Origin of the sequence: Microbacterium sp. Ag1, assembly GCF_001005635.1 — a bacterium.
In the GTDB taxonomy this organism is placed as follows: domain Bacteria; phylum Actinomycetota; class Actinomycetes; order Actinomycetales; family Microbacteriaceae; genus Microbacterium; species Microbacterium oxydans.
In genome coordinates this window covers 22,593-38,097 of the sequence record NZ_LBCR01000019.1, presented here as the reverse complement: position 1 = coordinate 38,097, position 15,505 = coordinate 22,593, and the positions used below count along the sequence as shown (strand labels likewise).

At 69.3% G+C, this 15,505-nt stretch carries 9 protein-coding genes; 1 reads left to right on the top strand and 8 read right to left on the bottom strand.

Annotated elements, in window-relative coordinates; genetic code table 11:
- Positions 1-43 precede the first annotated feature (43 nt).
- Positions 44-790 (top strand): GntR family transcriptional regulator, encoded by a 747-nt coding sequence (locus AAY78_RS01645; RefSeq protein ID WP_046746635.1) that lies wholly within the window; start codon positions 44-46, stop codon positions 788-790.
- A gap of 18 nt (positions 791-808) precedes the next feature.
- Here AAY78_RS01645 and AAY78_RS01640 read toward each other — a convergent pair whose 3' ends face one another.
- From AAY78_RS01640 to AAY78_RS01605, 8 genes are all read right to left on the bottom strand, one after another.
- Positions 809-1,378 (bottom strand): DNA-3-methyladenine glycosylase I, encoded by a 570-nt coding sequence (locus AAY78_RS01640; protein ID WP_046746634.1) that lies wholly within the window; start codon positions 1,376-1,378, stop codon positions 809-811.
- Between the two features lie 68 nt (positions 1,379-1,446).
- Complete coding sequence (locus tag AAY78_RS01635; RefSeq protein WP_046746633.1) at positions 1,447-2,490, bottom strand: NAD(P)-dependent alcohol dehydrogenase; 1,044 nt, start codon at positions 2,488-2,490, stop codon at positions 1,447-1,449.
- Positions 2,491-2,598: 108 nt separating this feature from the next.
- A complete protein-coding gene (locus tag AAY78_RS01630) occupies positions 2,599-4,665 on the bottom strand; it encodes an acyl-CoA dehydrogenase family protein (RefSeq protein WP_046746632.1) in 2,067 nt (688 codons plus the stop codon).
- 120 nt (positions 4,666-4,785) lie between these two features.
- Positions 4,786-6,021 carry an HTTM domain-containing protein gene (locus tag AAY78_RS01625; protein WP_046746631.1) on the bottom strand — a complete coding sequence of 412 codons (1,236 nt, stop codon included), beginning with the start codon at positions 6,019-6,021 and terminating at the stop codon, positions 4,786-4,788.
- On the bottom strand, positions 6,018-6,854 hold the full coding sequence (locus AAY78_RS01620) for a DUF5819 family protein (RefSeq protein WP_046746630.1): 837 nt from the start codon (positions 6,852-6,854) through the stop codon (positions 6,018-6,020). The genes AAY78_RS01625 and AAY78_RS01620 overlap by 4 nt, the downstream gene beginning before the upstream one ends.
- Positions 6,855-6,933: 79 nt before the next feature.
- Complete coding sequence (locus tag AAY78_RS01615) at positions 6,934-12,129, bottom strand: choice-of-anchor G family protein (RefSeq protein WP_046746629.1); 5,196 nt, start codon at positions 12,127-12,129, stop codon at positions 6,934-6,936.
- 261 nt (positions 12,130-12,390) lie between these two features.
- Positions 12,391-14,145 (bottom strand): glycoside hydrolase family 3 protein, encoded by a 1,755-nt coding sequence (locus AAY78_RS01610; RefSeq protein WP_046746628.1) that lies wholly within the window; start codon positions 14,143-14,145, stop codon positions 12,391-12,393.
- Between the two features lie 2 nt (positions 14,146-14,147).
- Positions 14,148-15,446, bottom strand: coding sequence for an MFS transporter (locus tag AAY78_RS01605; protein ID WP_046746627.1), 1,299 nt, complete (start codon positions 15,444-15,446; stop codon positions 14,148-14,150).
- Between the last annotated feature and the right edge of the window lie 59 nt (positions 15,447-15,505).

Sequence of the window (15,505 nt, the reverse complement as noted above, 5' to 3'; positions counted from 1 at the left end):
GCCGCGGGGATGAGAAGTCACGACAACAGGAGCACGAACGAGAATGCCCAGACCTCTGCACGAGCAGCTCTACGAGCGGATGCTCGATCGCATCAGAAGCGGCGAATGGCCGGAGGGCGAACGTGTGCCGAGTGAGCACTCCCTGATCGCCGAGTTCGGGACCTCTCGCGGACCGATCAGGCAGGCTCTCGCGACGCTGCGAGCCGAAGGTGCTGTCGACGGCGGGAGAGGCGCACCGCCTCGGGTGCGGCGAATCGTGCCGACGCAGTCGTTCCAGACCTTCGTCTCGTTCACCGACTGGGCACGTTCGATCGGACGACGCCCCGGCCAACGCGTGCTCGAGGCCGCACGCCGACCCGCCTCGGAAGCGATCGCCGATGACCTCGGAATCGAGACGGGCGCCGCGATCGTGGAGATCGTACGGCTGCGACTGCTCGACGACGAACCGGCGATGCTCGAACGCTCGGCGTTCCCTCTCCCCGTCGGCAGACTGCTGCTCGCCGCCGACCTCGACGCGGGGAGCATCTACCAGGCGATGCAGGAGCATGGCCTGGCGCCCGTTCGCGCACGTCATGTCTTCGACGCGGTACCGGCGGACGAGATCGATGCGGCGGCACTGGCGGTGTCCGTGTCCACACCGCTGCTGCGCGTACGACGAACGGGATGGGCGGCCGACGGTTCCCTCGTCGAGGTGGCGGACGACCGCTACCTGCCGACGATGGCCACCTTCGCCGTCGAGAACACCTCCGACGCGCGCTCAGCGCTCACCCGGGAGGCTGCCGGGCACTGAGCGCCGACGGAGCCGACATCACGCTCTCCAGCACCCCGCGATGTGGTCGTCGACCATCCCACCCGACTGCATCAGGGCGTACATGGTGGTCGGCCCGACGAAACGGAACCCGCGACGGCGCAGTTCTTTGCTCAGAGCGGTCGATTCCGGTGTGACGGCCGGGACGTCGGCGAACGATGCCGGGCGCTCACCGGAGACCGCAGGAGCGAACGACCACATCAGCTCGTCGAACTCGCCATCGGCCATGCCACGGACGATGCGGGCGTTGCCGATCGTGGCCTCGATCTTCGCGCGGTTGCGGATGATGCCGGCATCCCCCATCAGACGTTCGACATCGGACTCGTCGAACTCCGAGACGATCTCGGGCACGAACCCCTCGAACACCTCCCGGAACCGCGGACGCTTGCGCAGGATCGTGATCCAGGAGAGCCCGGCCTGGAACCCCTCCAGCGCCATCTTCTCGAACAGCGCGCGGTCGCCGTGCAACGGCGTGCCCCACTCCTCGTCGTGGTAGCGGCGGTACTCGTCGTCGTCGCCCACCCAGGCGCAGCGGTCGCGGGCGTCGGGGCCCGTGAGAAGAGAGGTCATGCGCTCAGGCTATCCGCGGCGACCGACACCGGATGCCCTCGCGCCTCGCGGCTGCGAACGGCGAACGCTCAGGCGAAGGTGGCGGCGTCGATCACGAACCGGTACCGCACGTCGGAGGCCAGCACGCGCTCGTAGGCGGTGTTGATGTCGGAGGCGGGGATGACCTCGATCTCTGCCGCGATGCCGTGCTCGGCACAGAAGTCGAGCATCTCCTGCGTCTCGCCGATGCCGCCGATGTTGCTGCCGGCAAGCGAGCGCCGACCACCGATCAGCGACATCACGCCCACCTCCAGGGGTTCGCCGGGAGCGCCGACGCACACCATGGCTCCGCCGACGTCGAGCAGGCTCAGGTAGGAGCGCAGATCGATCACGGCGCTCACGGTGTTGAGGATCACATCGAACGATGAGCGCAGCTCGCGGAAGGTCTCCCGGTCGCTGGTGGCGCGATAGTGGTCGGCGCCGAGCCGCAGACCGTCGTCCTTCTTGCTCAGGGTCTGCGAGAGCACGGTCACCTCCGCGCCGAGAGCATGGGCGATCTGCACTCCCATGTGCCCGAGGCCGCCGAGCCCGACGACCGCGACGCGTGTGCCGGGTCCGACGTTCCAGTGCCGCAGCGGCGAATAGGTCGTGATGCCCGCGCACAACAGCGGTGCGGCGACGTCCAGCGGCAGAGCGTCGGGGATGCGCAGCACGAAGGCCTCGGTCACGACCACCTGCTCGGAGTAGCCGCCCTGGGTGACGGTGCCGTCGCGATCGATGCCGCCGTAGGTGAGCACGGCCCCCTGGGTGCAGAACTGCTCTTCACCACGCAGACAGTTGCGGCACTCCCCGCAGGAGTTCACCAGGCATCCGACGCCGACACGATCGCCGACCGCATACCGGGTGACGCCCTCGCCGACCGCAGCGACTGTGCCGGTGATCTCGTGCCCGGGAGCGAGCGGATACTGCTGCGGACCCCAATCGCCGCGGACGGTGTGGATGTCCGAGTGGCAGATCCCGGCGAAGGCGATGTCGATCAGCACGTCGAGCGGGCCGAGTTCGCGTCGCTGGATGACGGTCTTCTCCAGCGGGGCTGCTTCACGGGGTGCGGCATAGGCGTTCACGGCAGGCATCTCGGACTCCTCGGATCGGGTACCTGCCGAGACTACCCAGCGCGGGAGGTGAATCAGCCGTGCCGCGCGAGTCGACGGTCGTCGAGAGGAGAGCGAGCCGCGGGCGGGTCAGCGCTGCTTCTTCTTGAGCGCCTTCTCCTGGATGGGGGCCTGTCCGCTCGCCTCGAGGTCGGCGTAGTACGCACGGGCCTCGTCCTGCCGCCGCTTCTCCAGGCCGCTCGCGATGGGAGCGCGCACGTGCTCGGGCTCGTAGCCGAACGCGTTCACGAGGTCGAGGGAGTACGGGCGCAGACGGGCGCACAGGCGGTCGATGTAGCTCGACACCGCCGCGCCGCGCTGCATCGACAGACGTCCGTGGATCAGATGCCAGGCGAGGTGCTTCTCGATGAGCTGCAGGCCGAACAGGTCGCGCAGCCAGGTGAGCACCTTCTTGGTGTCCTCGTCGTCGATCTGGTGCACGGCGTCGGTGAACGCCTCCCACTGCAGCAGCTCTCCGTGCGCACGGGCGGCCTCGATGAGCTCGGCCTGGTTCTCGTTGAACAGGCGAGCGCCGAGGGCCTTGTCCTTCGCACCGGGGCGGAGGCGCGAGGCGATGTCGGCCACCATCTGCTGCACACGTCCGGCGAGCAGATCGTGCTGCTGCTCCTCGCGCAGGCCCCGCTCGACCGATCGGCTCACCTGACCGAAGTCGGAGACGGCCTGACCGAGCTGACGCAGGCCCGCACCGTGGAACAGCTTGCCCGCGGTCATGCCCACGGCGAACTTGGCGAGGGCCGCCGCATCCTTGCCCTGGAACTGCTTCGCGTAGTCGGTCAGCAGACGCTTGCCCACCAGCTGCAGCAGCACGTTGTTGTCGCCCTCGAAGGTGACGTAGATGTCGAGGTCGGCACGAAGCCCGACCAGACGGTTCTCGAACATGAAGCCGGCACCGCCGGTGGCCTCTCGGGCCTCCTGGAGGGTGTCGAGCGCATGCCACGTCGACAGCGGCTTGAGGGCGGCGGCCAAGGTCTCCAGGTCTTCCCGGTCCGCCGGGGTGTCGGTCCGGCCGGAGAAGACACCGTCGAACTTCTGCAGGAACTCGTCGTGCGCGAAGATCTGCGCGTAGGTGGTCGCCAGGCGCGGCAGCAGACGGCGCTGGTGCTTGCCGTAGTCCATCAGCACCACCTCCTGCCCATCAGCACCGTCGAACTGACGGCGCTGGGTGGCGTAGGTGATCGCGATGTGCAGACCGAGGGCGGAGGCCCAGGAGGCCGCGCCGTCGAGGGACACCCGCCCCTGCACGAGGGTGCCGAGCATCGTGAAGAAGCGGCGGCCAGGGCTGTCGATCGCACTGGAGTAGGTGCCGTCAGCCGCGACGTCGCCGTAGCGGTTGAGCAGGTTGGTCCGCGGGATCCGCACGTGGTCGAAGGAGAGGCGCCCGTTGTCGATGCCGTTGAGTCCGCCCTTGAGACCGTCGTCCTCGCGGCCGATGCCGGGGAGGTCCACCCCGTCCTCACCGCGCAGCGGCACATAGAAGCAGTGCACGCCGTGGTTCACGCCGTTCGTGATCAGCTGCGCGAAGACGGTCGCCGCTACGCCGTGCAGTGCGGCGTTTCCGAGGTACTCCTTCGTCGCCCCGCGGAACGGGGTGTTGATGACGAACTCCTCCGTCTCCGGGTCGTACGTGGCCGTGGTGCCGACCGCAGCGACGTCGGAGCCGTGGCCGATCTCGGTCATCGCGAAGGCACCGGGGATCGAGAGGTCCATCACTCCGGGGAGCCACTTCGCGTGGTGCTCCTCCGTACCCAGCTGCAGGATCGCCGATCCGAAGAGACCCCACTGCACACCCGACTTGATCTGCAGGCTGGGGTCGGCCACCACGAGCTCCTCGAAGCCCGCGATGTTCGCGCCGTTGTTCTCCTCGCCGCCGAGCGACTTCGGGAACGCGCGATGCACGGCCTTGTTCTCCACCAGCAGGTGCAGCTGGCTGAGCACGCGCTCGCGGTGCTCGTCCTTGCCGAGTTCGTCCTTGCGCCAGAACGCCGAGTCCTTGATCATCTCGCGGGCCTGACGACGCACGTCACCCCACGTGCCCATCAGGGCGTCGTTCACGCGGGCGACATCGAGACGCGGGGTGGCGTCAGCGTTGTCGGGGGAGGTGCGGGTCGTCTTCGGACGGACGGCGGCGTCGACCATGAGCGTTCCTCTCAGAGGGAAGTGGGAATACTGCCATGGTAGGTCTGCCACAACGGGAGTCCTACTGCCCTGTCCACTTCCTCCAATGCGCTGCGGGGGCATCTCCCCGTCGGCTTGTCGTCAGACCACAGTCCGGACCGGCGGCGCATCTTCCGGCACGGTAGGCGGTGGCGCTCCTGCCTCCCGCCAACGCCGCTTCGTCCCCGCGCTCAGACGCGCCCACGTGCGATCGCGGATGAAGATCGCATCGATCGCGATCATCGTCAGCGAGAACCACGGCAGCCCCATGAGCACGGCGATGCCGATGTGGAACGACAGGATGCCCAGCAGTCCGATCAACCGCGTGGGACGGGTGAGCAGCATGAGCGGGAACGCCACCTGCAGGATGATCGAACCCCAGCTGGCGACGGTGACCATCGGTCCCCATGTCGTGACGAGGTCGCTCAGCACCGGCCAGGTGCCGAACCGGGCGGTCTGCAGCGGGTTGTAGACCGCATACCCCTCTTCCCACGGCGCGCCGCCCGCCTTGTAGAGAGCGCCGGAGGCGTAGACGAAGCAGACCTGGGCCGTGAGAGCCACGAGCGCCAGGTTGTGGAACATGGTTCCCAGCAGCGCCGGCTGGCTGTTCGGGGCGAACCACTCCCCCGACTTCGCCCGACGCCGGGCATCCAGCGACCAGCGCGCCGCCGGGTCGGCGAAGAACAGCAGCAGCAGAGCGATGCGGAACATGTTGTCGCCCTGATCGCCCACCATGTCGTTCGCCTCGATGAACCCCACCCAGAGGCAGAAGAAGATCGGCAGCACGATCCGGAAGCGCCACCCGAGCACGAACAGCACGGCGAGCACTCCGAGCAGAAGGTAGAGCGCCGTGTAGAGCGCATCGTTCCCCATCGCGGCATGGAACGCACTGAACACCCAGATCCTGGGGAACTCGCTCACCGGCTCCGCGAGCTCGCCGTTCCAGGCCGACCCCGATCCGAACGTGTAGAGCCGGGTGCTGAAGTTCGAGATCAGCAGGCCGATCGCGGTGAGTCCGAAGAGGATGCGCGTGACCGCGAGTCCGTAGAGCGCCTTCTTCCCGTGGAAGAGCCAGTCGCCGACGAACGCCGAGATGCGGTCGATCGCCGACAGCACCATCGACCAGAGACCACCGATCATCGACGACACGAAGGTCAGCAGCCGTGTGACGAACGACCGCGGCGGCACGGTGCTCGCCGGAGCCGGTGCCGGGGCGGGTTCGCGAGGAGGGGTGGGCGGCGCGGACGCCGGGGCCGGAGCGGTGATGGTGCTCCGTGGCGCGGAGTCCTTCTTCTTCGCGTCCTTCCGGCGGTCCGCGGTCTTGACCGGCGCGCTCACGGCTGGATCCTCTCGAACTGGCCGCGGAAGGTGTTCGCGAAGTTCTCGCGACTCTGCCCTTCCTCTTCTATGGGCAGACGCCATCCGGTCGTCGAGAACGTCGGGTCGGGGCGCTGCGCGCCGGGGTCGTTGCGATCCTTGTAGGGGACCACGTTCTGGCGGCTCACGCGGTACTGCACCGCGACCACCGCATCCGCCCCCCAGATCGCGTAGGCCACCTGGGTCGCGTACGCGGTCGAGAGGTGCTCCTCGGCCATGTAGGCCTCGGTCGATGGATTGTCTTCACCCTGCAGTTCGTCGAAGGAGCGCACCATCCACTCCTCCCAGTCGTCCTTCATGAAGTCCAGGCCGATGACGGCCTGCTGGTCGGCGTTCAGCTTGTTGTAGGCGTTCATCTGTCCGCTCGCCACCTCACTCGACTGGATGCCAGCCCGAGGAGGGAAGAGGTTGTACCGGATCATCGAGAGCTCCACGTCGGTGGCGCTGACCCACCCGGTCTCGACCTGTTCGCCGTCCTTCTCGATGAGGGCGCGGACGTTGAAGTGATAGTCGCCGTTGATGGGCTCCGGAGCGAACACGCTCCAGGACTGACCGAACATCGGCAGCATGTACCCGGCGAGGACCTGCTGGGTGGGGATCTCCCGCAGCGCGGAGTATGGCGCTATCCACAGGAACGAGGCGCCGATGTGCCACAGCGTCAGGAGGCAGGCCGCGAAGGCGATGAGCTTCACCCACCACGTCGGCCGTGGCCGCGCGGCTGCCGAGGGTTCCGGCTCGACCGCGTCGGAACCTGCCGCGTCGGAGTGCGGTGCGGACTCGAGTCTGGTGCTCATTCACTTCCCTCCATACCGCCGAGGGGTCGGGACCGCCGTGGGGAAACGGTCCCGACCACTCAGCGTTCCTGCATCGCGATCACTCCGTACGGATCAGTCGCCGTCGGGATGTCGCGAGTCTCATCGTCCCCAGGCCGAGGACGAGGAGCAGTGCGGCCAGGGCGATCCAGCCGCCCTGCACCTGTCCACCGGTCGTGGCCAGGCCAGAGGCGACCACCTGGAACGAGGCCGATACGCTGCCCGAGGTCGCCCCGGTCAGTGTCACGGTGTGCGATCCGAGGTCGGTGGCGGTCGGCACGGTCCAGGTGAAGGTGACCGTGCCCTGCGCGTTCGCGACCTGGCTGCCCAGCGCGACCGGATCGGAGGCCATCACGCCGGTGACCTTCTCTCCGGGCTTGAAGCCGGTGCCGACGGCGGTCTGCTGCTGTCCGCGTTCCAGGACCGGCGACCGGAGGGCGATCGCGATGTTCCCGGTCGGGTCGGCTGCCGCGTCCGCCGAAGCGCTCGCGGTGGCGGATGCGGATGCCTCCGCGGTGGCTTCGGCCGAGGCGTCGGCCGCAGCCGATGCCGATGCCGTCGCCGACGAGGACGCGTTGGCCGCTGCGGCCGCAGAGGCGTTCGGGTCCGCATCGGCCGCAGCCGAGGCATCCGCCGCGCTCGTCGAGGTCGCATCGTTCTGCGCCGCCGCCTGAGCCGCCGCAGCCGCGGAGGCGTTCGCCGCCGTGGTGGCCGTGGTCGAGGCATCGGTGGAGGCATCGGTGGTCGCCGCCGCCTGAGCCGCTGCGTTGGCCGACACGTCGGCCGCCGCGGATGCCTGGCTGGTCGCGTCCGCGAGTGCCGCAGCCACTGCCGCGGCCTCAGCCGAGGCGTTGCTGTCGTCGTCAGCCTGGGCGGAGGCCGCTGCCGACGCGGACGCGTTGGTGTTGATCTCCGCCGACGCGTCAGCCGAGGCGACCGCGTCGGACGAGGCATCGGTCGAGGCGTTCGCGATCGCCGCCGCGCTCGCGTTCGCCGCAGCGCTCGTGCTGGCATCCGACGTCGCGGTGGCGTCAGCCGCCGTGTTCGTCGTGGCGTCGGCGAGGGCCGCGGCCTGGGCCGCGATTGCCGCGCCGGCGTTCGCCGCCGAGGTGGCATCAGCCGTCGCCGCCGTGGACGAGGTCGCCGTCGCCGCCGACTCCGATGCGGCGTCCGCTGCCGGGTCGGCCGCCGCCGAGCCCTGCGCTGTCGCATCCGCGAAGGCCGCTGCCTGCGCGGACGCTTCCGCGACGGCCGCGGTGGTGGCGTCGGCGTTCGCCGAAGCGGATGCCGAGGCAGCCGCATTCGCGTTGGTCGAGGCTTCCGAGGATGCGTCGGTGGAGGAGTCGGAGGTCGCTGCGGACTCCGACGAGGCCGCGGAGTTCGCTTCCGCTGCCGCCGAGGCTGCGGCGTTCGCGTTCGTCGAGGCATCAGCCAGCGCCGCGGCCTGGGCGGCGACGGCCGCGGAGGCGTTGGCGGTCGATGTCGAGTCGGTCGACGCTGTCGTCGATGCCGTCGTCGTCGCCGCAGCCTCGGCGGCCGCGGTCGCGTCAGCGGTGGCGGCTGCCGATGCGGACGAGGTGGCATCGGCCAGAGCAGCCGCCTCCGCAGCGGCCTGGGCCGACGGGTCGCCGTCCGCGGTCGCGTCCGCCGAGGCCGACGCCGACGCGGCTGCGTTGGTGTTGACATCGGAGGGACCGCCGGGCGCCGTCACCTCGGTGGAGTCCGTCGCGGTGACGGCACCGGCGGTCGCGGTCAGCGTGTATCCGGTTCCGGGAGTGGTGCCCGCCGGTACGGGATAGTTCGCAGTGAAGGCTCCCGAAGCATCGGTCGTCGCCGTCACCGGGCCGCCGACGTTCGCGCCTCCGCCCGGAGCTGTCAGCTGCAGCGAGACCGAGGAGCTCACGGGCCATCCAGAGCCGGTCACGGCGAGGTTGCTGCCCGCCGGAACCTGGGCGGCCGCGTCGACCACGACGGGAGCCGCGGTGACCTCCGTCGTGTCCGTCGCCGTCTGCGCACCGACCGAGGCCGTGACCGTGTAGCCGGTGCCTGCCGGGGTGCCGGCCGGGACCGGGTAGTCGAGCGCGAAGCCGCCGAGCGCGCCGGTCGTGGCCGTGCGCGGGGTACCGACGGCCGCGCCGCCGGGTGCGCTCAGCTGCACCGAAACCTGCGTGTTCGCCGGCCAGTTCGCTCCGGTGACGGGCAGATCGTCCCCTGCCTGCACCGTCGCCGCCGCGTCGACCGTGGCCGCCGCAGTCACGGTGGTCGTGTCGGTCGCGGTCTGGGTGCCGACGGTCGCCGTCACCGTGTAGCCCGCGCCGGGCGTCGCGGAAGCGGGAACCGGGTAGTCGAGCGTGAACCCACCAGACGCGTCGGTCGTGGCCGTCACCGGACCACCGACGTTTCCGCCACCCGGCGCCGTCAACTGCACGGACACCTGCGTGCTCGCCGGCCAGTTCGTACCGGTCACCGGAAGGCTCGTGCCCGCCTGCACCGTGTCAGCGGCATCGACAGCCGCGGCGGCCGTGACCTCCGTGGTGTCGGTCGCGGTCTGGGTGCCGACGGTCGCCGTCACCGTGTAGCCCGCGCCGGGCGTGGCCGAAGCCGGAACCGGGTAGTCGAGCGTGAACCCGCCAGACGCGTCGGTCGTGGCCGTCACCGGACCGCCGACGTTCCCGCCACCCGGCGCCGTCAGCTGCACCGAGACCTGCGTGCTCGCCGGCCAGTTCGTACCGGTCACCGGAAGGCTCGTGCCCGCCTGCACCGTGTCAGCGGCATCGACAGCCGCGGCGGCCGTGACCTCCGTGGTGTCGATCGCCGTGACGGCACCTGCGGTCGCCGTGACGGTGTATGCCGCACCCGGAGCCGCAGAAGCGGGAACCGGGTAGTCGAGCGTGAAGTCACCCGAGGCGTTCGTGGTCGCCGTGACAGGGCCGCCGACGTTCGCGCCGCCGCCCGGAGCTGTCAGCTGCACGGACACCTGGGTGTTCCCCGGCCAGTTCGATCCCGTGACCGGAAGGCTGGTGCCCGCCTGCACGGTGGCTGCGGCATCGACGGCGGCCACGGGGGCGTCCGTCACCTCGGTGGTGTCGGTCGCCGTCTGCGTGCCCACCGATGCCGTCACCGTGTAGCCGGTGGCCGCGGGTGTGCCGGCCGGAACAGGGTAGGCGACCGTGAAGGTGCCGGAACCGTCGGTGGTGACCAGTACGGGGCCGCCCACGTTCGGGCCGGAAGCCGGAGCCGACAGCTGCACCGAGACCTGGGTGTTCGCAGGCCAGTTGGCACCGGAGACCGCGAGATCCGTCCCCGCCTGCACGGCGGGGGCGGCATCGACCGTCGCCGCGGCCGTCACCTCGGTCGTATCCGTCGCCGAGACGGCGCCTGCCGTCGCGGTGACCGTGTACCCGGTGCCCACCGTCGTCGCGGTCGGGACGAAGTAATCGACCGTGAATGCACCGTTGCCGTCGGTCGTGACCGGAACAGGGTCGTTCACGATCCCCCCGCCGGGTGCGGTCACCTGCACGGAGACCTGCGTGTTCGCGGGCCAGCCGGAGCCGGTCACGGGCAGGTTCGTCCCCGCCTGGACGGTCGGGGCCGCGTCGATAGCCGCCACAGCTGCCGCGGCAGCCTTGACCGTCGAGGAACCGAGGTCGAGAGCGACCCCGCCTCCGACGGCCGGGAGCAGGTTCACTCCGAGCGCACGCACCGTGAAGCTGCCGCCCGGGATGTCTCCCGTCGCCGGCTGCTCGTTGATGGTGATGGTCGCGATGTCCGACAGCACGCCCTGGAGCACGGGATCGAGCGTCGTCAGCACGGGACCCGTGAGAGTGGCGAGTGCCGGCTGCACGAGCGGGATCACGCTGGTCAACGCGGTGTTCACGAGCGGACCCGTCGTCGTGGCGACCGCATTCGTCACCGTCGCGACCACCGGGTTCAGGAGCACGCCGATGTTGAGGCCGGCCAGGGTGATGTCGGTCGCGACCGTGGGAACGGGAGTGGCGGTGCCGGCGAACTGCGCCAGTGAACCCTTGACCGTGACGTCGCCCGACACGAGCGGCGTCCCGGTGAGCGGCACCGTGAGGTCGACGCCGACCGTGATCGTCACCTGGAGGGCGTCGAGCGTCGACTTCAGGATCGTGGAGACCTTGCCGTTCAGGCTGTTCGGGTGCGTGCCCGTGAGTGCGGAGGTGATCCCCTGCTGGATGGCGGAGATCGTCGTGGCGGAGAGCACCGGGGTGTTCGCCGGCAGTGTGTTGAGGTTCGCGCCCGCGCCGGTCTCGACGAGGATCTTGGCGAGATCGACCGAGACCGTGCCGGTGCTCAGGTCGACGAGAACCGAACCGGTCGTGTTCTCGACCGGGGTCTGCAGCACCTGCGTCGTCACGGTCTGCCCGACCGTGTCGAGCCCCGCGATCGAGACGGTGCCCCCTGTCGCGGTGAAGGCGGCGACGAGCGGCACATCGGGGATCGCGTTGATCGTGTTGACGATCGTGGTGGTGAGGGCGGTCAGCGCGCCGCCGGGACCGGCGAGGTTGCTCACGGGAGTGACGGTGCCCTGGATCGCGGAGGCGAGGGTGCCGGAGAGCCCGGCGACCAGGTTGCTGTGCAGATCGAGGTTCAGGTCGGCGATGCGGTACTCGGACGTCACCGTTCCCGCGTTCGACTCGGCACGCGACGCGAGGACGCCGATGCCGATGGAGGCCTGGTCGAGGACCGCATCGGTCAGACCCGCCACGGCGAGCTGGTCGAAGAGGTCTGTGAGCTCGAGGGTGCCGGGGTTCACGCTGCCGTCGATGGCGCCGGTGTCGACAGCCCCACCCGAGGTGATCGTGCCCGACGAGGCGATCGACTGGGTCTGCGTCGGCGAGGAGCTGAAGCTCTGCGCAGCGCCCAGGTCGCCGAGCCGCAGCAGACCCGGCGTGGTGCCGTCGGTCAGCAGCGGCACGTTGAGGGTGCCCACGTCGATGTTGAGCGCCTCGAGCAGTCCGAGGTTCAGTCCGCCGAGCTCCGAGCCAGGGGCGGCCGGGTTGCTCGTCAGCGTGTGACCGAGCGCGGCGATGTCGAGTCCGCCGAGCAGTGCGGCCGGCAGCTGGATGATCTGCCCCTGCGCGACGGACGGATCGTTCGGATTCGCCGCGTCCAGCGCATTCGCCGCTGTCGGCACCAGTGCACTTGCGAGGATCACCGCGCCGACGGTGACGCCGGCGATGCTTCCTCCTGCTGCTCTGCGTCGCCGCAGAGTCCTCTCCTGCAATTCCATTCGCTACTCCCGTGTGATGCGATCTTCCGCGTCACATGGCCCCCCCACGGGTCGACGTCAGTCGGCCGAGCGATGTTGAGGACAGTTCTACGGGATACGGGACGCGTTGTCCAGCATTCGTCCAGAGAACTTTTCAGCCATCGTCATCGTCCGAGACGCTTCGCCATCGGCCGACATCGAACCCGCGATCGAGGAGTCGACGGCACGACGAAACGCCCCGCGGCCGAAGCCGTCGAGGCGTTTCGCGAATGCCCTCGGGTGTTACAGCGAGAGCCCGTGACCGAAGCGGAACAGCGGGTCGGTCGTGTCGAACGGGACGTCGGGACGCGAGGCCTCGACAGCCGCCATCGATCGCGGCAGGTCGAAGGGCAGTCGACCCTGCGCGGGGAACGCACCGCTGAGCACGTCCAGCAGCGCCGTCCCGGAAGCGCCCCAGTTCACCGTGATCGCAGCCGCCACCTCGGCGAGCGGCGTCAGGATCGGCGGGCGATCGGCGAGCACGTCGACCACTGTGGGCACGACGGCCGCGACCTCGCCGACATGGGCGATCACGTCATCCGGGAAGTCGAGGGAACCGGCGTGGAAGAAGTTCTCGAACATGGTCGCGCGCTCCTCGAACGGAGCCTGCAGCCGGATGATCGCCAGATCGGCTTCCGACGGCGTCTCGACGACGTCGGCGAACTTTTCAGCCACGGCGACGTCGATGCCCTCGACGTAGAGCTTCGCCCCTCGGGCGAAGGGCAGCGCGCCGTCGTTCGCGAGCACTGTGATCGACGCACGCTGGGCATCCTCCCCCGCGGCACGGAAGTCGGCACGACCCACGATCTCGTCGGCGGCGTCCTCGTCGACGTAAGGGTTCTCGAACAGTCCGAGCTCGAACTTCTCGCGCAGGATGCGTCGTGCGGAGATGTCCAGCCGGGCCTCGGTGATCTCGCCGTCGGCGACGAGCTCGAGCAGCAGCTCCGGGTTCGCCTCGCCGCCGAACTGATCGGCGCCCGCATCGAGCACCTTCTTGATCCGCTCGCGAGGGGTGAGATCTTCCACACCCCAGGCACGTGCAGGGAACGGCTGCCCGAATATCTCGGAATCGCTGATCAGACCCCAGTCCGTGCACACCAGACCGTCGAAGCCGTAGCGCTCGCGGAGCAGACCCGTGATCACCGACTTGTTGAAGCCGAAACCCACCTCCTCGTACTCCGTGCCGACGGGCATCCCGTAATACGGCATCATCTGCCGGGTACCCGCGGCGAGCGCGTCTTCGAACGGCTTCAGGTGAAGCTCGAACTCGCCGCCAGGATAGACCTGCTCGCGGCCGTACGGGAAGTGCGGATCCTCGCCGTCCTTCTGGGGGCCGCCGCCGGGGAAGTGCTTCGTCATGGTCGATACCGAGCCAGGCCCGAACGACTTCCCCTGGAAGCCGCGGATGTAGGCCGCGCCGAGCTTTCCCGACAGCTCGGCGTCTTCGCCGAACGTCGCCGTCTGGCGCGCCCAGCGCGGCTCGGTCGCGAGGTCGACCTGCGGGTGCAGTGCCACGCGCAGACCGACGGCCGTGTACTCCTGGCGGGCGATGTCGGCGAAGCGCTCGACGAGCTCCTCGTCGCGGGTGGCCGCGAGGCCGAGCGTCTCCGGCCACTGCGAGAAGGGCCCTGCCAGGATCGACGCTCCCGGATTCTCGCTGAACGAGTGCCGGGGGTCGGTGGAGAGCGTGACCGGGATGCCGAGGCGCGTGGACGCCGCGAGCTGCTGCAGGGCGTTCTGCCACGCGGCGATCTCCCGGCCGGTGGGCGCGGCACCCAGCAGGTTGAAGTGCGTCATCTGCTTGGACTCGAGGAACTCGCGGGCCGACGGCGTCGCGAACACCGGGTTGGGCTCCTCGAGGTCGCCGATCGCGATCATGGTGTGGAAGAAGAGCCCTGCCTTCTCCTCGATGGTCATGGCATCGAGCAGCAGCTGCACCCGCTCGTCGACCGAGAGGTCGGTGTCGAGCCAGGGGCGCGCGATGGTGGTCTCTGTCATGGTCACTTGACTCCCTTGATGCGGTAGACGAGCACGGCACCGGCCAGCGCGACGACCGCACCGAACAGGTACCACGTGGTGTAGCCGCCCAGCGGCGTGGCCGCCCCGATGGCGATGATGCCCGGCGCGATCGCGGGGGCGATCGACTGCGGCAGCGCGTTGGCGATGTTCAGCACCCCGAGGTCCTTCGCCACGTCGTCCGGGTTGGGCAGCACCTCGGTGGCGAGGGCGAGGTCGACCGAGAGGAACGATCCGGCCCCGAGCCCGATGATGGCCTGGGCGATGATGACGGTCGTGACATCGGGGGCGATGGCGAGGATGACCAGACCGACCACCATGATCACACCGGCGACGGCGACGAAGGGACGGCGCTTGCCGATCTTGTCGGAGAGGAAGCCGCCGAGCGGGGAGGAGATCGCCATCGCCGCCATCGAGGCGAGATTGGCCGCGAGGATGACGCCCACCGCACCCTGCTCGTCGAGGCCGAACTTGGTGACGAGGTACAGCGGCAGGAAGGTGGCGATGCCGGCATAGCCGAACATCACGAAGAACTTGGTGAGCCAGGTCCAGCCGAAGTCGGGGTGCTTGCGCGGGTTGAACACGAACGAGCCGAAGAACATCCCGATCGTGAACTTCTCGGCGGGCTTCTCGGAGAGGCGGCGGTCCTTCAGGATCAGGACGAAGACGACCACCAGGATCAGCGCGATCACGCCGGGCACGACGAAGCGCTCGAAATCGCCGGGCAGGAAGTTCACCAGGAAGCTGCCGGCGAGGATGCCGATCGGGGTCGTGATGCCGATGATGCCCGACACCTTGCCACGGCTCGTCACCGGCACCTGATCGGGCAGCGTGGCGTTGGCCGCGGCGAGCACGGCGTTCATCGCGGTCTGCACGAGGCACCAGGCGAGCAGGACCATCCAGACGGAGTTCGCGGACCCGATGAGGAAGAACCCGCCGAGGCCGACGACGGCACCGCCCAGGATCCACGGACGACGCATGCCCCAGCGCGAGGTCGTGCGGTCGGAGAGCCTGCCGACGAGGGGGTTCGCCACGAGGGCGAAGATCGCACCGACGCCCATCACGAGTCCGAGGCTTCCCTCGGTGTTGACGGGGTCGATGTGCTGGATCTTGAACGCCATGGACACCATCACCGGGGTGAGAAGCGCCAGGAAGACACCGAAGTTCACCGCGGCGAGGCCGGGGGTGTAGCCGCGCGGGGTCTTGTGCGGCGTGGTCCCTGGGGCCTTGAATCCCGTGGTGCCCACCGCGGCCGCGTTGGCGGCGGATGACAGCTCTGTCATGACAGTCCTTTCGATTCACCGCACATCTTCGGGCGATGCGGTTCTGGCATGACAGTACA

Excerpts from the sequence above, each read along its gene's own strand:
- AAY78_RS01605 (WP_046746627.1), bottom strand. The coding sequence starts at position 15,446 with ATGACAGAGCTGTCATCCGCCGCCAACGCGGCCGCGGTGGGCACCACG.
- AAY78_RS01610 (WP_046746628.1), bottom strand. The coding sequence starts at position 14,145 with ATGACAGAGACCACCATCGCGCGCCCCTGGCTCGACACCGACCTCTCG.
- AAY78_RS01635 (WP_046746633.1), bottom strand. The coding sequence starts at position 2,490 with ATGCCTGCCGTGAACGCCTATGCCGCACCCCGTGAAGCAGCCCCGCTG.
- AAY78_RS01615 (WP_046746629.1), bottom strand. The coding sequence starts at position 12,129 with ATGGAATTGCAGGAGAGGACTCTGCGGCGACGCAGAGCAGCAGGAGGA.
- AAY78_RS01645 (WP_046746635.1), top strand. The coding sequence starts at position 44 with ATGCCCAGACCTCTGCACGAGCAGCTCTACGAGCGGATGCTCGATCGC.
- AAY78_RS01630 (WP_046746632.1), bottom strand. The coding sequence starts at position 4,665 with ATGGTCGACGCCGCCGTCCGTCCGAAGACGACCCGCACCTCCCCCGAC.
- AAY78_RS01640 (WP_046746634.1), bottom strand. The coding sequence starts at position 1,378 with ATGACCTCTCTTCTCACGGGCCCCGACGCCCGCGACCGCTGCGCCTGG.
- AAY78_RS01620 (WP_046746630.1), bottom strand. The coding sequence starts at position 6,854 with ATGAGCACCAGACTCGAGTCCGCACCGCACTCCGACGCGGCAGGTTCC.